The following is a 19306-nucleotide window of genomic DNA, read 5'->3' as shown; positions in this document are numbered from 1 at the left end:
TTATAATCTATGGGTGCTACACACTACTTTCAAAGATATTCAAAACCAGAAAATTGGCTTACTAATAGTACACTCCTACTTTTTCAATATCTATATAACCATGATTCCAAGAGGTTCGAAGATTTTTTGGAAGGTCTTATAGGATCAGAAGAGAATATATCCATTTCTATCGGTCCTGATTTCGAACAACAAGTTAGGGAATATAGTAGTGTGCCTGATGGGCATATATATCAAAAGGGATTTAGAATATTAATTGAGGCTAAACCACATGGAGAACTTAGGGAAGGGCAATTATTAGATCATATTGAAGCTTTTACAGATAATAATAGTGAGAGAATTTTGCTGGCTCTTACAAAAGAAAAAGTGTCTGAGGCTAGTTCAAAAACGATAAAAAGTAAAATTAAAGAAAGGTATCCACAAAAATCTACCAACGTAAACTTTGCCACTGTAACCTACGAGGAGATTATATTAAACTTTGAAGAAGTCCTGCATGAGCATGAATTGACAATGAAAGAAATCATAGCAGATTATGATAGTCTATGCCAAGAAAAGGGAGTTATCTCTTTAGAAAAATATAGAATGTTGGTAGCTCCTACTGGTGATTCGTACCAAGAAAACCGAAAATATGATGTGTACTACGATCCAATTGATAGAACTCATACAAGGAATTTTAAATATTTAGGTTTATACAAAAATAAAGCTATCAGAGGAGTCGGAGAAGTAAAATATATTGTGGCCTGTAATTTAATTAATGGGAAACTAACCGCAGCAGAAGGCTACGAGGAAGTATTTGAGAACTTATCAGATGAAAATAAAATGGCTATCATTGGTATTATTAGAAATACAGATTATTATGATTTAAGTAGGGGGAAAAGATTTTTTGTAGTTGATAAATTTCATGATACTAATTTTCTAAAAGTCTCTCATGGGGGATTGAGAAAGAAAAAGTATATGCTACTTAAAGAAATTGATGGATTTGATGTTGAAATAAGTAGCCAAAAGCTTGCAGACTTGTTAGGTGGGAAACAGTGGAATTAATAAATCAATATCACTTTGTATTTGGTAGGACTAACGACGAAACCAGCTTACTAAGAGGTGGTTTATAGTGAATTTCCTAATATTGGTTTTCTTTTGGAGGCATTGATTAATAATTCCTTACCATAATCTATATTTCCATTAAATTTTGAGATAACTTCATGAGCTTTATCCCATTTTGGTGTTACATCTAATGGGTGATCAGTTCCAAGTGAAAAATTAATTACTTCAGGCATAGAGACCTTGATTTGAGCATCCGTCAAAAAATACCCTTGAACCATTAACAAATCAGTTACTTCTCGTTGATAAGCATCTAAATCAGTTCTAACCCGAGCTAATTCCTTAACTAGAGGTACACTTAAGCCACGAAAATTCTCGGGAACGTCATATGGTGGATCAAACTCTGCATATCTATTGGTTGCTAAATCTGTTTTAATGAGTTGGATAGGAGCATATTTCTTAAATTGATGCCCTCGTGGCGGAAATCCAACCTTGGATAGCTCGTTGATCGATTTGGACACTTTATCCAGTTCAGAGTCATGATGTTCTGTTGCTTTTTCTGAGAGAATCTTTGATATATCTTTAAGTTTTTTATTGGCTTTAGATGGGTCATAGGCGTGGGTCATTTCGTGAATATGTTGCTTAGAAACATTTCCAAGCCGTTCGTGAACGACTCCTATCTCTCTTAATAATTCAGTTATTAGATTACTTGGTCCATAATACTTTTGTAAAGTTGAAGAGGAAGAATAAATAGCATGTGTAACTCGAGAAGATTGTAAACTATTGAGACCTAGGTTATCATATAATCCACCATCAACAATTGGAAGTGTAAGTTTTCCTTTTGCTTTTCCAAATCTCTTCCTCCATTGGCTGGTATTTGTTTTTTTATTCTTTGGGGGCTGTCTCCATCGATTATCCAATAAGCTGAATTTCAAATCCTCCCAGTTTGTTTTAAATGGGTAAGGATCAACCATAATCGGATATGCCGCTGAAGAAGCTACAGCCTCAGCAAGTTGGATTTTTCCAGTCTTATCAGTTGCACCAATTAAGTAATCTCCAACTCGATCAGAGAAAAATTTCCAATTTTTCCCGGTCGTTAAGTTGGTGGCATTTATTAGGATCCAATCTGGAAGTTTGTCGAGTGTTTCGTAATTGAATAACTGATTATTGAGTTCATTAACGAAATTAGTATTTCGATAAGTGTTTTTTGAAACAAATGATTTAAGAGTTTTTAAAGTTCGCCCTGTTGAACCCCATAAAAAACTCCTCCTTAAATTCATTTCAAAAACTGGCCTCAAATCTCGAATCAGATTGTTTATAGGATAACTTCCGGGATGCCCATTACCATGATTTGCACATTTTAAAGCGTATAAACCACCTGTTATTGCTCCTCCCGATACTACAGAAACATTACTGAGATGAGGTAATATCTTCAATTCCTCAAGTCTTTTTAAGACTCCGAGATGAAAAGCTGAGGCCCGAAAACCACCACCCGAAAGAGCTAGGCCAATTTTAATATCCTTATTAGGCATATAGTATTTCTGAGTTTGTCACTTCTTCTACTAAAAAATTTAGTCTATTATCATCACCGACTATAAGCATAACAGGCGGAAGGGAATCGATCTCCCGGTATGTTTTTAACCATTCGAAAAGTTTTTTGTCATCTGGACTTGGGTCCACGCTGCAATTATCTGGATGTGAATGCCATTCACCAATGTAAGTAATCTGATTTGCCGTAACCTTATCATACTTTTCTAATTCCTCTAAAAGGTTGTTTTTTCCCCGAGTATATGAGTCAGGATATTCAATGCTGTCAGAAGGTGATTTTAGACTATCAGATATATAAATGATTTCATCCTTAGTATTTATATACCCAACTAGTACTCCACCGGTCTCATTTGGTAATTTATTACTTCGTTCATCATAGATTTTTTCAAGGATTGATGACGAAATCTTAATTTCCCAATTTCTATGGTTTATAGTTTGGTATTTATGGCATGCTAAATCAAATCGGTTAGTTTCCCCCTTTTGGTTAGTTCGCCATATCGATATTAATGGGCAGTTTTTATTATAAGAGTTAATTATGGATCTAGATAATATTGCTGAATGTTGAGCAACATTAATTTGAGGCATTTGTGAAGATACATCCCGACAATTATATGCATAGCCAATTCGAGATTGAGAGATATCTAAATGATTGTGAAGTTCTGAACGCCTGTAGATTCCCCTATAGTAATCTAATTCTAATGTATCTAATTGATAATGCCTGTCTAAATCTTCTTTTATCAGTATAGAATCTTTTCCATTTGGGTTCAAAAAACAGGAAATTCTGGGAGCGTTACTTACTATATTATTGGATATATATTTTGAAACAATATTAGAAGCTGAAAAGTCTAAAATTAGGTCAGAGTTTTCTAACTCTTGTTTTAGATCATCCGACAATTGATGTAAAACATTTTCAGTAAAAGTTCTCAATTTATTATTCTCAAATATTGATGATAAAGTATTCTTCATACCTTTTACTTTGAACTCACCTAGATGAGTCCCATCTAAAGTGTGTCTAGCTAAGTTATGAGGTAACAATTTATCATGATCAATTAAACTTAGTTTATTAAAGCCTGATCTATAAATGTTATCTGCAATTTGAGAACCAAGTGCGCCTAAACCAATTAGTGATATTCTTTGCTCAATATCTTTTTCTAATCCGTTATGTTCTAATGCTTTACTAGGTGTTAAGTACGGGGTAGGATTTAATGGTAATAAACTCAAATCTAAAAGATTATTAGGGTCATAATCTCCTAAAACGATGTTACCATGATTTGTTTTCAATCCAAGAATTTTGATTGTTTCTTTAAGGTTCTTTTCCAAGAAAAACGCTTGGAGCTCATATTCTTCAATTTCACTATCTATATCTCTTTTCTTTGGTATTCTTACAAGAAGAATAAGTCCATTTCCAGGATTTAGTTTTTCAAGCTCAGCGTAGGCAAAAAGTTTAGTAGCTAATTTTGAGGCAAGGTTAAAGTTTATCTTTTGTAATTCTTGATGAAGAGATCCTAACTTGTAGGAAGGAATTTGTGGAATAGAATGTACTACTGGTGGGGTCTCAAATATGAAAATATTTAGTAGCTTTTGATCAGGGTTTTTATCAGGATTATCTAGTAAAGCAATTGTCTGATTTTTTTCTTGATACAGTTTTCGACAAATGAAACCCTTATCAATTTCATCTACGTTATTATCGAAAAATAAATTGGGCAGCAATATCCTGTGGGGAGATTCAAAATAGAATTCTTCTAAAGGTTGATCTTCTTCATGGAGAATACCCTTTGAAGTTTTGCTCAACCAATTAAATATGGATTTTAAGAAACCAGAAGCTGTCCAATAGTACTTTTCCTCGATATATGGTTCAATAGTTAAGCATAATTGTTTGGCGCTGTCTCCTTTTGGATTATAAATATGTTTGACTTCTGGAAAATCTTTTCTGAGTACGTAGGCTCCAGGACGCTCTTTATCTTGCTTGTGAAAATGTGTAGCTATTCTTTCTACACTTCTTATATCATTTGATGGTTTCTGCGGAACTTGGGGAAATATATCAAATACTATTACATCGAAATCATCATTTGCCTTAACCTCTACCAGAAAAAAATTATCCAAATTAGGATTTTTAATTAACTCTAATACAGCTTTTGCTTTAGCACTGGACAACTCCTCTTCTGATATACTATTACCATCAGTTGTATAATATTCCTGTTCCATATTTTAATTACCAGCTCTTCGAGCTTTACTTCCCGCTATTGTCGCAGCCCCCGTAGTAACTTCTTTTTTGATCTCATAGCCATGATCTGAAATTTCAATTTCTATAGGTTCGGGAGATGAAATATTGGGATGCTCCATTGTAACTAAGAACTTACCACTATTATCAGATACGATTTCTCGATAATAGTTCGCAGCTTCTTTATGTGGAGGCTGATCTGAATCATTTTTTTCAGTGGGTTCACTTGAAGAAATGATCAATGGATTTATTTCATAATAATCCTCAAACAATTTTTGCACTTTTTCAGTAGGCGTTGTCTTCTCGTCTCCCTTTTCTTCATTCAGGGCTTTATAACTACAGTGATGGGGTAGATGGAAGATGTCCCATTCTAAGCGATCTTCATTCTCATGATATTCAGAAATATTGATTATTCGCTCGATATCATCATACTCTAAATCCGAAAACAAGTTGACAGAAGTTGTAGATTGATTTTCTGTATAAAATCGAGCGTTTATCGCTATAGAATCCTTATTTCGATTAATTAGCTCTCCTTCTTCATTCCGAGAAGCAAAAGGGGAATGAGTAAAAAACTCTATTAAATCATCTTGTTTATTAAATGTTTTAACTATGGTTCCCGCATCCACAAATAAATTGGAGTATTCATCTAAATCAACGTTCTCTTCTTCTGCCCATTCTTTTAAATATTTTGGGTTCGAGAAGATCTTTATACCAAATTTATTTTTTAGTCGGTGTCTAGCTTCCTGTCGTACTATTCTAGCATCACCTGTCAAACCTTCTTCAGTAAGGGCAGCTGCTGGGACCCAGAGTTCATTGATATGAATTCTATCTTCATCCTGATATTTATCAGCATACTCCAAATAAAAGAAATCTGAAAAACCATAAACATGATCTTCATCAAGGTGAGTAAGTGTAACAACAGTTATTTCATTTTTGTCCCCTAATTTTTCCCTTATCTCTTTTGATAAGTCCGAGTATTTGTTGTCCTCATCATCTTGATCACCCCGATTGGCAAAATCGACAAGTATTGTTTTATCATTATCTAATTGAATAAAAGAAGTGTCAGCATTTCCTAGCGGAAAACATGAGATATTGTGAACAGCCATAAGTACATTGGTTTAATTTGTAATTAATTAAATCTCTCCAGAAAGAATCTTACTAGAAGCCTCACAAAAGACCAAAAATAAACCTGTGAAAAATTTGGCTTACAGAAAACTTCTAAGACTTTTCTAAATAAAAAGTACTTCTGACAACATCATGTCACCCCTTTCTCAAATCTCCTTTCTAAGAGCTTTAAAAGTCAGAAAATTCCTCTATCATCCTTAATTTGGTCGCTAAAGTCAGACCAAATTAGACTAAAGTCCAAGTATATGAACATTGAAACCTATTTAAGGGAAACTATTGAGGAAGCGGTAAGGAAAGTCATTCGAGAAGAGCTTAAAGACTTCAAAGAAGAAATTTCGAATTCTATTACATCTAAATCTAAAAATCGTAATGTCACCAAAGATAGGAGGCAATCACAAAGCAAAATAATCAGGCCTAAGGAGTTGGCCAATATGCTTTCGATAAGCATATCGACTTTATATAAGATGCAATCTGATGATCAACTCCCGGATAAGGTTAAGATCTCAAGTCATGCAGTCGGTTGGCTTAGGTCAGATATAGAGGAATGGTTGGTGAGTAGAAAACAAGATAAATAGTAAACTTTCTCCCAGTTAAGGCCATCATATATTTACAAACCTTCCTCTAAGGATGGCTTTTCCAAGTGAATATTAATCCGATGGACCCCATTTTCAATTTCATGGGTTACACTTTCTACCCTTAAATACCTAGCATCCCATAGTTCGCAAATAAATTCAAGGGTGAAATCATCGCCTTTACTGGGGATAAATTCTAAGCCTTTGATTCCAATAGGCCAATAATCATCACGGGTATTAATAAATAGCCAAACCTCAGTATCGAAAATTGGATAAGCATTAGGGTCAAATAATCTTTTGTGAAAGTCCTCATATAATTCTTCCATTAAATTCATGAGTTTCGCTCGAGACACTCCCAAGTTCTCTAAGAGATCTTTTTGAAGAGGTAAAGGTTCGTCATCATTCATATGATATTTCATCAGTTCTCGTAGCAGCTTGGTGTATCTTTTATTTCCCTCAAAAAGTTTATGAAGTACTTTATTCTCCCATATCAGATTCATTAGCAAATCCCGGTACTTTAATTTCTTTGCAGGTTCCATAATGATTGGTATTTAACTTAGGAGTAAGAGAAGCAATAAATTACCTATCATCGATTACTCGGTTGAAATAAATGATAGTTAAATCCAGACTCTAAAAACTTGCTAAAAGGTCTAGAAAAAAACCTCATAACAGGAATAGATAGCTTCTTAGAATCAATATTTAAGAATGGCTCTGAAAAGCAAAGGTGAAAGCGATTAATCGGTGCAAAGATTTATATCGGGAAAGCTTAAAAGGATTTTTATTTAAGAATAGTCCTTGAATCTTAAATAAAGCATTACTTATTAAAGGTTTTTCTCCGTTGCTTAATTTGTTCATTTATTATCTATGTTCACGTTCCGTGAACAGCAAGTATTAGTGAACAAATGGTTTAAAAAAATCAATTTAAGTCAATGTTTAATTGACTTATCTGCGAAAATTTAAACCCGCATGCTGCAAGAGTGTCCAAATTATTGTCAAATTATTCTTATATTTGACAATAATTTGAAAATAACTATGGCTGAAACATTCTATATAGAAGAATTAGAAAATCGATTTAGGGACCAAAAAACGGTCTCAATAGAAGAGTTATATCAATTTTATAAAGAAAAAGAGCCAGACCTACCCCGAAGCACATTAAGATGGCGTATTTACGAATTAAATAACAAAGCTATTCTTAGCAGGGTAAAAAGAGGTGTGTATAAGCTTGGATCAGAAGTTAGGGAATGGAAGCCAGATATATCTAAAGAGTTAAAAACTATTACTTCCAAGCTCCAAAATGAGTTCCTATACCTCACGTTTTGTATTTGGTCAACAAAGTGGCTTTTAAACTTTACGCAGCATCTGCCCACGAAATATTTTACTCTCGTCGATACTGAGCGAGATACTGAAGAGTCCGTTTTTTATTGCCTGCAAGATATTCGAAAAGATTCCGGGGTGTTTCTTAATCCCAGCAAAGATGAAGTACATAAATATTTAGGTAGTTCAGAAAATCCTTTGGTAGTCCGGTCGCTAATCAGTCAGTCTCCCTTAATGACGGTAAATGAAATCCAGGTCCCTAAGTTGGAAAAAATAATGGTTGATCTGGTAGCGGACGAGGTTTTATTTAATGCCTTTCAGGGAAAAGAGCTTAAAAACATCTACAGTAATATAGTTAACAAATATGATGTAAATCTAAGTACCCTGAAAAGATATAGCCTACGCCGTAATAAATGGGATGAAGTAAAAGAATTTTTAAAAGAGACTAATGAACAGATTTTAGGTTGATAATGATTTCAGAAAAATGTTACCAGGAAGATTGGATTCAAAATGAAGGGGCTTGTTAATATCAATCAATAACTCTTATTGCTTAATTCCTTGTGCCACTTCTCTCAATATTTTTTTGGATTGCTCAACAGTAAGCTTTGCATTTTGGGCCATTAATTCGGGAATTCTGTGATGATACTTTTCAGATAGCGATAGAATATCTAGTACTCGGTTTCTCAAAGTTTCATTATCAGAAATAATAGCATTCAATTCTCGGCCAATCACGTAAGCTGCAATATCGATCAATTCAAAATCTCCCTGGGTAAACAAATCGTTATGTTTGTCATATATCAGCCTACTCTCTATATGAAAATAGTGGTGGATTATAATGCCAACATCTTTAATATCTTGAGTGCGTTTTTCCGGGCGGTCATCAAAGGCGATTAATTTTAGTAAAATAATGGATGCAAGGGAGGCAACTTTAAAAGTAAGGCCCTCATCAGTTAAGATAGGTGCCAGGCCTTGTTGGTAAATTTCCTTAAAGCCATTAACGTGAACCTTTGTTAGTCCGCCTCCCTCTACTTCGACTGCTTCATCAATTTCTACGGATCCAAATGGGAGCAGATCAACGGGATAACCATAAGGTGTCAGTAAGGCAAAGGCATTCGTTGAGACTTCTTTAAAATCATGTTCTTTAATTAGTGTAGACTTGATTTCTTCATAATCTCGCGACTCCGAAATAAATATTGCTAAATCGACATCTCTCGTAGCTCTGGTTTGAACTTTCTCTTTTGACAGCCACATATCTTTAGCTAATGCTCCAATGACATAAAAATCTACATCAAATTTTTGAAAAACTGTTTCAAGTATTTGTATAACATCCTTTAGCCCTTCTTGGTTAAAACTAGATAACTTAATCTTGTATGAACTCGCCATATATTTTTTCAGCTATTTTAAAATTGCGTTCATCGCCCGTTAAGATTAAGTCTGCATAGATTGCCAAAGGAGGAGCAGTTTCTTTTCCCACTTCAATTTTCCAGAATGGCTCGTAAACTTGAACGGTACCATCAGGGTCAGGCTTTAGCCTAAATTTCTTCATTATATTACCTTTAGTGTGAGTTGTAAAAAGAGTCAGAGTCTGTGGCTTTAACATTCCAGTAAGTAAATCTGCACCAGCCTCTCCACCCCATACTGTTTGGGCATCAAGTTCCATCTTTTTCCAATTAGTAGCCTCTTCTTTATCAATGAAGGCAAATGTACCTTTGTGTAGCTTAGGTTTTAACTCTTGTTCATAAGCACCGATCCATTCATCAATTAATGCATCTTTACCGACTAACTGATAGTTCTTTTCGTTCTTTTTAACCAGATACTTTCTTTTCTTAAGTCCATTAATGACATAACCAATGGTACCCAATGCTACATCTGCAGCTTTGGCAATTTCTCTATACGTTTTTTGAATCCACTCTTCATCGAGAAGAAATAAAAAGACTACTTTTAATCCCGTTTTAGTAAAGGCTCGATCTCTCTCAGTTTTAAGATGGAATGTCTCGTTGTGATCTACCAAGAGGAAGTGATCTTTGGTTCTGATGTACATATTACCAGCACCATCAATCCAGTTGATCCCTTTGTTTTTCAGCTTATCTTTTATATTCGGGAAAATTTGTCCTCCAATTAACAGAAATGGCTTATTGGTTTTGGCCAACTCATAAATTTTGGGTAGCTGGTGGGTTCGGACTTCTTTCTTTATTTCTGTAAAAAACTCCAATGTCTCATCTGGAAGGTGTAGCTTCACCTTCGCATCTACTTGATGTCCATCCTGGATATACTTCTCTCGTCCCTCAATTTCTAGCTTAAATTGAGTAAGCTTTTTAAGATTTTCTTGTGCTATGGGAAGTATATCGGCTTCCATTTGTTCATTTTTTATTTATGTTCACGTCCCGTGAACAAATTAAATTAATGAACAATAAGGGGTTTTCCAATTAAATAGGGCGGTATCATTGTAGTGCACCAAGGCTTTGTAGAGTGAGATCGGTTTATTCAAGGTTCAAGTCTCTGGGCAATGAAATATATTATGTAGTTGATCTGCCAGTTCACATTTTTTTCTTTCCAAGCCCTCCCTTACCATGAAATTATGCAGCGTTATTAAATCTTACCTGGAGACCATTGCACATAGTTTACCATGGATACCTAAAACAGAGAAATTAGAAAATGAGCCTCAGACAATTCAAAAATGCATTTTTGTATAATTCCAGCTGTTCAAAAGTCAAATGTATATTACATATAAACCGGCAACAGTATCGGTCAATAAGCTGGTCATATATCTACCTTTTTGGAATGAAATGATTTTTATAAGTATCTGAATAAGCTAAAGTTAGTGTAAAAAAATAACCGGTGAAAAGAGTCAAAGTATATTTTAACAGAAGTGATTGTACTCAACCATAATAGAACAATTATTAATAGTTGAGGAAATCCTTTTTAGTTAATGAGTAAATTATCAGCAAATTTTAATCAAAGATTTATTCTTGATACTTCAACTAAAAAACGGGTTATTTCTCATCAGGCATTCACTATGGCAATTGCTTTTTTGTTGTTGATACTGCAACAAGCTTAAATAAGCTTACTTTTATACGCTTTGCAACTTAACTTTAATGTTTTAGTTGTGTCCGTTTGAGTAATATCCATTGGATATTATATTAGAGCGCGATAAGTAGAATTGCCAAGTGGGTGCCTTTTTTATGGATGTAGAATTAAATTATTCAAATAGAGAGTTAAAACAGAAGTTTGCTAATCTTAAGAGTCTCAGGGAAGTTTCTGATTTACTTGAGATTTCTTCTGATAAGCTTAAGTACTATTTATACATACTGGATGATGAAAAGAAATACAACGAGTTTAAAATACCCAAGAGATCAGGTGGTACTCGTAGTATTTCAGCACCTAATGATTCTTTAAAAATATTACAGCAAAAACTTAATCATATACTAAGACTTTTTTATAACCCTAGAGTTTGTGTCTATGGTTTTGTTAATGATCGGGATATAGTAGAAGGCGCCTCTAAGCATACTGATAAAAAGTATGTTTTAAATGTAGATATTAAAGACTTTTTTCCTTCCATCAACTTTGGAAGAGTTTGGGGATTATTTCAGGCTAAACCATTTAATCTTCCTGAAGAAGCAGCAACAGTTTTAGCCCAGATTTGCATTTTTAAAAATTCATTACCTCAAGGTGCCCCAACCTCACCAGTTATTTCTAATTTTATTTGTGCAAAATTGGATTCTGAACTGACTCGCTTAGCAAAGAAACATAAGGTGACCTATACTAGGTATGCTGATGATCTAACTTTCTCAACTACAATACCTGTATTTCCCAAATCTTTAGCTAAAATAAATGATGCTGGGCAAACAATAGTTGGCAGTGAATTGGAAGAAATTATTAATGACAATGGTTTTGAAGTAAATCATGATAAGGTCAAGTTGATGAATTCTTCTCAAAGGCAAGAAGTCACGGGTATAACAGTAAATGAATTTACAAATGTCAATCGTTCATATGTACGAAAGATTCGAGCTATGTTACACGCATGGGAAAAATTCGGCTATGAAAATGCTGAAGATACGTTTCACAGAGAATACTGTAATCCAGGCATAAACCCAGAAAGAAGTAAGCCACCACTGGACAAAGTTATAAAGGGAAAGCTTGAGCACTTAGGCAAGGTAAAAGGTAAGCATGATCCAGTTTTTTTGAAGTACTATCATAAGCTCGTCAAACTTGATGATAAATATGAAAGAGAACATTACAATAAAAAATATCAACTCTTAGATCATAATGAGTATCCATTTATTTTAGATCGGCTCAATGATAGATTTCAGGACATAAAGAAACTTAAGCCACATCCTAGAGGATATGCTTTTGAGGACTTTCTTAATGAATTATTTAAGACCTATAGCTTAGAGCCTAGAAAGCCATTTAAAAACGTAGGCGAACAAATTGATGGAAGCCTTAATTTTGAAGGTAATGCGTATCTCATTGAAGCTAAATGGCAGGATAAAAATATTGAAGCAAAACACCTCAATAATTTCCAAGTTAAAGTAGACAGCAAGGCCTCTTGGGCAAGAGGAATATTTATTTCAATATCACCATTTACTGATGGTTGTCTAAAAAATTTTCGAGAAGGTAAGAGCACCAAATTATTAGGTATTTTGGGAGATGAAATTGAAAGTATGCTCAAGCATAAAATTGATCTTAGAGAAGTATTAAAATATAAGGCTAGAAAATCAGTAGAAACAGGAGATTTTTTCACTCGCATAGAAAATGAGCTCAAATAGCAAGTATGATTAGTTATGAATTTCTTTCACCAGTGATACTTAAAGTTGGTACATTAGTGGGTACACAGTCGTCATAAATCGGCCTATATAACCCATATAGTTAATTCTAAACTACACTCATAATCGATTGGTCGCAGGTTCAAGTCCTGCCGGGCCCACTTTTTTAATACTGTTCATTTAAAAAGTTTGTAAGCTTTTCAAAATAGTAGTTAATATAGCTCCCAACTACTTATGCTGCACTTTGGTCGACAAGCTTTCCTTCGTTCTTTTTAGGCAGAAATTCTTTATGATTCCCTCCCATCGATTGCACCAAGAATCTCCACAATTCTATTATAAATTGGTTAAAACCGGTGAATTGGCAAGCGTAAGTCATTTCCAGGTTTTTATTTCGAGGGAAGGGGCAAATCGATGTTCATAGATTTTAAAAATGATGAACAAGAATCTTTAATTTGAGCTGATGAGCCAAAAAATGCTATCATTTTTTTGCTCTTACTTTAGTATCATAAAGAAAACTGAGGGATGTAATCCAAATCAGTCTTCATTATTTCGTAAAAATTGATATTGCATGATTACTATTCGTGAATTAAGTGCTCATGATGAGCTTTACGATTTTGTTCACTTCCCATTTTTGTTATTTGGTGATAGTCCATACTGGGCACCGCCTATCATAAGTGATGAGCTGCAAAATATGAATTCCCAAAAGAATCCGGTATTCAACCATGTGGAGGCAAGGTATTTTATAGCCTATCGCGATGAACAGCCGGTGGGGAGAATAGCAGGAATTATAAACTGGCTTGAAGTACGCGAGTTAAATATCCCCAAAATCCGTTTCGGATATTTTGATTGTATCGATGATCCGGAAGTTTCCAAAGCACTCTTGGGGAAAGTCCGCCAGATGGGAAAAGAAAAGGAGTTGGAATTTATGGAAGGTCCTCTTGGCTTTTCCAATATGGATAAGGCAGGTATGCTTGTGGAAGGATTTGACGAGCCGAATACAATGATTACGTGGTATGGGTTGCCTCATTACGCAGCTCATTTGGAACAGCTTGGTTATAAAAAAGAGAAAGAGTGGGTAGAGTATGAGATACAGATCCCTGATCGTTCGCCACCCAAAGTTAAACGGTTTTCAAAGCTCATAAGAGAACGATATAACCTTCGGAATGTCCGATTTTCGAATACGAAAGAGCTTCTTAAACATACTGATGAAATGTTTGATCTCATCAACAAAACCTATAGCGATTTAAGTACTTATATTCCTATAAAACCTGATCAGATTACCCATTATAAGGATCGCTATGTGAAATATCTTCATCCCGATTTTATAAATTGTGTGGCAGATGAAAAAGGTGATCTGATTGCCTTTGCCATTACGATGCCCTCTTTCTCCAAAGCGTTGCGGAAAGCTAACGGCAAGCTCTTTCCTTTTGGATGGTATCATCTTTTGAAAGCACGATACTTTCCCCAAAAAGCAGCGTTCTATCTTATTGGGATAAAACCCGAGTACCAGAATAAAGGGGTAACTTCCATTATTTTTGACGAGATGAATGAAGTATTTAATCAGAATGGAATTACAACCGTTGAGACTAATCCTGAACTCGAAGATAATGAAGCCATACAGGCGCTTTGGGAAAAGTATGAAAATAGGCTTCATAAAAGACGCCGAACCTACCGAGATAGTTTATAAGTAAAACCCACGGTTGTTATTTTCGACCGACCAGTAGGGAGCGGAAAAATCCATCACACTATCTAACACGGGTAAGCTTCTGTAGATCTCTCCGCTCCATCTACCTGTCGGCAGATTCCGGTCGAGATGACGCCACCTGTGATATAATAACCCCATGACGTCATTTCGAGGGAAGTAATGTGGTGTTCATTGCGCAGTCGAGAAATCTATCATGCTTAATAATAAGATGCTCTGATAGTTCTCTCTACTCTCTCCCAAATAGTCGAGATTATGGGAGAGATGATGTTCTTCTATAGCTTTCAATTTAATTACTTCTATCAAAATACAGCTCTTTAGATAAATCTTTCCACCCCGGATTAATAGATTCAATTAATGTGACCTTCTTTTCTCGTCGCCAACGTTTGAGCTGTTTTTCTCGCTTGATAGCTTTTTGAATACCTTTAAAATCTTCAAAATAAACCAATCGATTCACATTGTATTTTGCTGTAAATGATTTGGGATTATTGGCTTTTTTGTGTTCTTGAATGCGTTTGTACAAATTTCCTGTGACCCCAACATAAAGTACTCGGGATAAACTGGATAAAATATAAATATGATACATTGTTTAAATGAGTAGTGGCAGATGTACTTTATAAGTAAGAGTATAAAAAAGGAATCTATTGTGGCAGTAGATTACTTTGTGAGGTATGATAGATCCCTCGGCTACGCTCGGGATGACACCTTAAAGAGAATTGGAATAATTACGTCATTTCGAATGAAGCGTAGCGAAAGCGAGAAATTTATCTTTTCTACTTCAAAAACAAGGATCTCTCCCTGGCGGTCGAGATGACAGGTTAGGATTGTGGTATTTGGATTACGAGTCAAGAAAGCTCACCAATGTTGTCATTTCGAACGGAACATCGTGAAGTGAGGAATCTGTGTTTTGTGTTGTTCGGGATAATAACAAGGTTCTCTCCCTTGCGCCTGCCAACCGTAGCCTTGTGTGGGGGTAGGTTGGGTCGAGATGACGCCAGAAAGAGAATCAGTCACTACCAACGAGAGACGGCTGTTTGGGGCTCTGATTCACCCCATCCTCTTTTATTTTCTGCTCGTTATCTTTAAACCATACTTCCACATCCGTATCGAAAGTTACAGCTAAATGATGAGCCCGAAGGTTTGTTATAGGCAAGTCGCCCTCCATAATACCGTGGACTTCTGTTTCAGGCATGCCCGATATTTGAGAAAATTCCTGAGGGCTGATATCCTTCTTGCGAAGGTATTTCTTAAAAAGTTGAATTGGGGATTGATGCATAGTTCGTTATAACAAAGAATTTCGGTTGCGTCGATGTCTCAATGATTATTAGATCGTACTATCAAAAGTAATTTCAGAAAATATAGATACCGTGTCGTCTATCTTAAACTCGAAATGGGGGTTATTGTTTCCATGATATCATCAGCAATAAGAGCACAGAAAATAGAAAGGATTTTCAATTTGTTTTCTTTAAGCCAATAAAAAAGCCCGCTAAAAAGCGGGCTCTAATATACCAAAAAATATTGGCTAAAACTTACTTATAATCAAGGCTGCGTACTTCGATAGCACTCAAGCCTTTGTCGGTTTCTTCAACGTCGAATTCTACATTTTCTCCGTCTTCAAGACCTTGATTATAGTCCAAATTTTCTACGTTATTGCGGTGGACGAAAACATCTTTCGTTCCGTCCTCAGGTTCGATAAATCCATATCCTTTTTCAACATCGAACCATTTAACTTTACCTTGTTGTGTCATGTATACTAAGTATTGTGTTTTATACACCTTAGGGTAGGATCGTCAAAGAAATGTATCGTAAGATAGTTCTATCTTGGATCTCAATTCTAAGGTGGGAATTAAAATTATGTCTAAAGATACAATTCTGTTTTTGGAATGTCCATACCCAGCACGCATTTTAAGTTTTTCTGATTTCAGTAGTATTACAATATTATTGTTTTATTGACTCCACATAATCACAGCAATTTGGATTATTTAACCACAGTAATCAGGGGATTTTGAACTATTCCAAAATGGCAATAATCGGTTCAGTCTATTTCTGTTGGCACTCGGATGGTATCTGTTGTCGAAAGATTCAAACCACAGTCTATATCTGTTTACAGTGATAGTATTTCTACTCCAGAAAGACCAACATTTACAGCACAAGAGGATACTATTGAAGAAAATACAGCCGAAGAGTATAGAACTCCTTCTGCCACACCAGAGGATTTAGCTCCCGGGACGGTGTTGGTAAAAGCAGTAGTTATTTCTGCTGATCTTGATAGGGAAGCAAATAAGGAACTTACCATAAAATCAGAAGAAATACTTGGATATGCGTCTGCAACATCTCCGATTGCTGTTGAACAAGAATTAACGGTTAGTGCTGATTGGTTTTGAAAAATTATCCGGACCGTAAAAAGACACTGAAAGAGGGAAATACCATTCAAATTGTAATAACCTCCCAGAAAAGATTAAGTGTTGGCGAATCCCAAGGCACAAAAAAGTTGAGGGAACCTTTAAATTGCAGAAAATGACTCTTATAAAATAATACTCGGCATTCAGAGATATTGTCTCATCTGGTTTGATATTATCTGATTTTAAGCAGATAAAAGGTCTTGTTTATAAATCTAAAAAAAACTGATTTCAGCGGACGGATACATCACAGGCCTGCCGCATTTGTCAGTTATCGACTAATACTGCAACTCATCGAAAATAGTCATTAAAATAGGATGCAGTCTTTTACTTTTTGGAGTCACATTAAAGTAAAAAGTAAGAATAGCGTCCGATGACTCATTTGCAATGTCATATTAAAAGAGCAGTTTCGTTTATCATTTGTGGAATAGTTGTTATTGCAGCCGTTATTCCCATGCAGGCGCAGCAAAGGGGACAAACGGTGATCAAAGGCATTGTCCTTAATGAAAAGGGCAAGCCGTTGCACTTGGCTCATGTTATGGTTGAGGGAACTTCGAATGGAGATGTGTCCAACCGAGAGGGACGATTTCAAATAGAGATGCCTTCTTCGGGTTCCGTTGTTATCGTTGTTTCAATGGTTGGGTATGCTCCTGCTAAAGAGGAAGTAAATGTAGAGGCCGCGAAAACAGTTGAAATCAATTTTCAGTTACAGCGGAAGCAGGCTAAACTGGATGAGACAACAGTAACGGCCGATGCTTTTACCACTGGTGATACTGAAGGGGTTACCCTGTCTCCAACTGAAGTGGTCACAACACCGGGCGCCGCCGCAGATATTTTTCGATCATTACAGACTTTTCCTGGGGTCTCTAATATGGATGAGGGATCGGGTTTATTTGTCCGTGGCGGTGATGTGAGTGAGGTTTCATTTGTGCTGGATCAGGCTCCGGTTATACATCCTTATAAATATGAGAGGCCGACTGGCGGAGTGTTTGGAACGATTCCGCCTTTCTTGGTTTCGGGAACCTATTTTTCGACCGGCGGATTTTCAGCTAAATATGGTAATGCGATGTCGGCAGTGCTGGCGATGGAATCGAAGGGAATGCCCGATGCCAACCAGTTCGATGCGAATATTGGCATGGCGGCGCTGTCGGCCGGGGGCGCCGTTCCGATTGTGCCGGATAAGCTGGGGGTCCGATTTTCGGGGAATCGAAGCTTATCTCAGTTTATGTTTAAAGTTAATGGCTTGGCCGATGACTTTGAGCAAGCACCAATGGGCGCCGATGGGAATTTCAGTATTATTGCCAAGCCATACCAGGGGACTACCATCAAGTTCTTTAATTATGTAAATAGTAGTCGGGTTGGCGTTCCAGTGCCCCAGCCGTCGTTCGATGCAACTTATCGGAGTAAGGAGCAAAATCGTCTCCATAATTTGCAGTGGAAACAGCTTTGGAGCAATTGGCTTGTGAAAACCAGCGCTTCGGTAAATCGCTACCAGAACGACCGGCAGCTGGGCGGCCTCGACCTGAATGAAGCAGACCGAGCATACAAACTACGCTCAGACCTGGAGTTCTCTGGATTTGAAAATATGATATGGTATGCCGGTATGGAATGGGGGCGCTTTGGTAACGAATTTACGGGCCAGTTACCTGGCGACGAAGATATTTTAGATCCCACTGCAGATTTTTATACGATCGATGAACAATACTTTACCAAGCGGTTAGGAGGATATCTGGAGTCGGAATATCAGTTGCTTCCTCAATGGAAGCTCCGCTTGGGCGTACGTATGGATTATGAGAATCATGCTAAGGAATGGACGATTGATCCACGAATATCATTGCAGTATCAGGTAGCAAATCACAGCAACATTCGTCTGGCCAGCGGACGCTACCATCAGTATGCCGAACCTTTTCAATATAATTCTGCAACAGGCAATAGAAATCTGGGCGTTCAGCAAGCTTGGCACTACATAGCTGGATATGAATTCAAAAAAAGTCTATTTCATGTCCGAATGGAAGGCTATTATAAGTCGTATGATGATTTAATTATTGAGGATGAACAGCAAAACCTCAGTAATACCGGGTATGGTGAAGCGTATGGGGCTGACTTCTTTTTCAAGTATTCTGATTTTATGCGTACGCCTTTCAATGGATGGATTTCGTACAGCTTTCTGCGATCCAAGCGATTGCATCCCCGCCAAAAATCCGGAAGCATTGACTATGAATATGCTCCTTCGGCTTTTGATATCACACATAATCTAAATGTGGTTGCCAAAGCTCGTCTGGTTGATATGTTAACCGGCGGGTTTACCTACCGGTATTCTACGGGACGTCCTTTTACACCTGTCATAAGTGCCGAACCGGCTTCCGGAGGATACTATCTACCGGTAGAGGGATCCGTACACTCGCAGCGGTTGCCACATTTTCATCGCCTGGATTTGAATTTGAGCTATTACTGGGTTCCGAAGCAGAACTGGTCGGTCATATTTTATACTTCCGTTTCAAATGTACTCGACCGAAAGAACGTAACAGATTACACTTATAACAACGATTATTCACAACGCAGACCTATTTATAGCGATTATAGCCGGTTTGTTTACGCCGGTGTCACCATTAATCTTGAACTCTAAA

At 36.4% G+C, this 19306-nt stretch carries 16 protein-coding genes; 7 read left to right on the top strand and 9 right to left on the bottom strand.

Annotated features, from left to right (window positions below; translation table 11 throughout):
- Positions 1 to 9 precede the first annotated feature (9 nt).
- The gene (locus CK503_RS11185; protein WP_095606900.1) at positions 10 to 1038 is read left to right on the top strand and encodes a hypothetical protein; all 1029 of its coding nucleotides are present in this window, start codon (positions 10 to 12) and stop codon (positions 1036 to 1038) included.
- Between the two features lie 62 nt (positions 1039 to 1100).
- On the opposite strand, the gene CK503_RS11180 is transcribed toward CK503_RS11185, so the two are convergent.
- The 3 genes from CK503_RS11180 to mblB are packed head-to-tail and all read right to left on the bottom strand — an operon-like array spanning position 1101 to position 5910.
- Complete coding sequence (locus tag CK503_RS11180; protein WP_095606899.1) at positions 1101 to 2567, bottom strand: patatin-like phospholipase family protein; 1467 nt, start codon at positions 2565 to 2567, stop codon at positions 1101 to 1103.
- Positions 2560 to 4788 (bottom strand): anti-phage 6A-MBL system cap2_3 protein, encoded by a 2229-nt coding sequence (cap2-3, locus tag CK503_RS11175; protein WP_095606898.1) that lies wholly within the window; start codon positions 4786 to 4788, stop codon positions 2560 to 2562. The genes CK503_RS11180 and cap2-3 overlap by 8 nt, the downstream gene beginning before the upstream one ends.
- A 3-nt stretch (positions 4789 to 4791) precedes the next feature.
- Positions 4792 to 5910 (bottom strand): anti-phage 6A-MBL system MBL-fold protein, encoded by a 1119-nt coding sequence (gene mblB / locus CK503_RS11170; RefSeq protein ID WP_095606897.1) that lies wholly within the window; start codon positions 5908 to 5910, stop codon positions 4792 to 4794.
- A 264-nt stretch (positions 5911 to 6174) separates the two neighbouring features.
- On the opposite strand from mblB, the gene CK503_RS11165 reads away from it, so the two are divergent.
- Positions 6175 to 6504, top strand: a complete 330-nt coding sequence (locus CK503_RS11165) for a helix-turn-helix transcriptional regulator (protein ID WP_095606896.1) — start codon at positions 6175 to 6177, stop codon at positions 6502 to 6504.
- A gap of 32 nt (positions 6505 to 6536) precedes the next feature.
- Here CK503_RS11165 and CK503_RS11160 read toward each other — a convergent pair whose 3' ends face one another.
- Entirely contained in the window at positions 6537 to 7040 is a 504-nt protein-coding gene (locus tag CK503_RS11160; protein ID WP_095606895.1) for a hypothetical protein, read from the bottom strand.
- A gap of 493 nt (positions 7041 to 7533) precedes the next feature.
- On the opposite strand from CK503_RS11160, the gene CK503_RS11155 reads away from it, so the two are divergent.
- Positions 7534 to 8283, top strand: coding sequence for a DUF6577 family protein (locus CK503_RS11155; protein WP_095606894.1), 750 nt, complete (start codon positions 7534 to 7536; stop codon positions 8281 to 8283).
- Positions 8284 to 8358: 75 nt separating this feature from the next.
- Here the strand turns inward: CK503_RS11155 and CK503_RS11150 are convergent, their stop codons facing one another.
- Positions 8359 to 9198 carry a nucleotidyl transferase AbiEii/AbiGii toxin family protein gene (locus CK503_RS11150; protein WP_095606893.1) on the bottom strand — a complete coding sequence of 280 codons (840 nt, stop codon included), beginning with the start codon at positions 9196 to 9198 and terminating at the stop codon, positions 8359 to 8361.
- Positions 9176 to 10171, bottom strand: coding sequence for a type IV toxin-antitoxin system AbiEi family antitoxin (locus tag CK503_RS11145; RefSeq protein ID WP_095606892.1), 996 nt, complete (start codon positions 10169 to 10171; stop codon positions 9176 to 9178). The genes CK503_RS11150 and CK503_RS11145 overlap by 23 nt, the downstream gene beginning before the upstream one ends.
- A gap of 826 nt (positions 10172 to 10997) precedes the next feature.
- On the opposite strand from CK503_RS11145, the gene CK503_RS11140 reads away from it, so the two are divergent.
- Together CK503_RS11140 and CK503_RS11135 are read left to right on the top strand one after the other, a co-directional pair.
- Positions 10998 to 12581 (top strand): reverse transcriptase domain-containing protein, encoded by a 1584-nt coding sequence (locus tag CK503_RS11140; RefSeq protein ID WP_095606891.1) that lies wholly within the window; start codon positions 10998 to 11000, stop codon positions 12579 to 12581.
- A 565-nt stretch (positions 12582 to 13146) separates the two neighbouring features.
- Positions 13147 to 14265, top strand: a complete 1119-nt coding sequence (locus CK503_RS11135; protein ID WP_095606890.1) for an N-acetyltransferase — start codon at positions 13147 to 13149, stop codon at positions 14263 to 14265.
- 304 nt (positions 14266 to 14569) lie between these two features.
- On the opposite strand, the gene CK503_RS11130 is transcribed toward CK503_RS11135, so the two are convergent.
- From CK503_RS11130 to CK503_RS11120, 3 genes are all read right to left on the bottom strand, one after another.
- Positions 14570 to 14866, bottom strand: coding sequence for a GIY-YIG nuclease family protein (locus CK503_RS11130; RefSeq protein WP_095606889.1), 297 nt, complete (start codon positions 14864 to 14866; stop codon positions 14570 to 14572).
- 420 nt (positions 14867 to 15286) lie between these two features.
- Positions 15287 to 15556 carry a hypothetical protein gene (locus tag CK503_RS11125; RefSeq protein WP_095606888.1) on the bottom strand — a complete coding sequence of 90 codons (270 nt, stop codon included), beginning with the start codon at positions 15554 to 15556 and terminating at the stop codon, positions 15287 to 15289.
- Positions 15557 to 15809: 253 nt separating this feature from the next.
- Positions 15810 to 16028, bottom strand: a complete 219-nt coding sequence (locus tag CK503_RS11120) for a cold-shock protein (protein WP_095606887.1) — start codon at positions 16026 to 16028, stop codon at positions 15810 to 15812.
- Between the two features lie 312 nt (positions 16029 to 16340).
- On the opposite strand from CK503_RS11120, the gene CK503_RS11115 reads away from it, so the two are divergent.
- Together CK503_RS11115 and CK503_RS11110 are read left to right on the top strand one after the other, a co-directional pair.
- Positions 16341 to 16664 carry a hypothetical protein gene (locus CK503_RS11115; protein ID WP_095606886.1) on the top strand — a complete coding sequence of 108 codons (324 nt, stop codon included), beginning with the start codon at positions 16341 to 16343 and terminating at the stop codon, positions 16662 to 16664.
- A 388-nt stretch (positions 16665 to 17052) separates the two neighbouring features.
- The gene (locus CK503_RS11110) at positions 17053 to 19305 is read left to right on the top strand and encodes a TonB-dependent receptor (RefSeq protein ID WP_095606885.1); all 2253 of its coding nucleotides are present in this window, start codon (positions 17053 to 17055) and stop codon (positions 19303 to 19305) included.
- Position 19306: the final 1 nt, after the last annotated feature.

It is taken from the genome of Fodinibius salipaludis (assembly GCF_002287075.1).
GTDB classification, from domain to species: Bacteria; Bacteroidota; Rhodothermia; order Balneolales; family Balneolaceae; genus Fodinibius; species Fodinibius salipaludis.
This window is presented reverse-complemented; position numbering and strand designations above follow the sequence as displayed.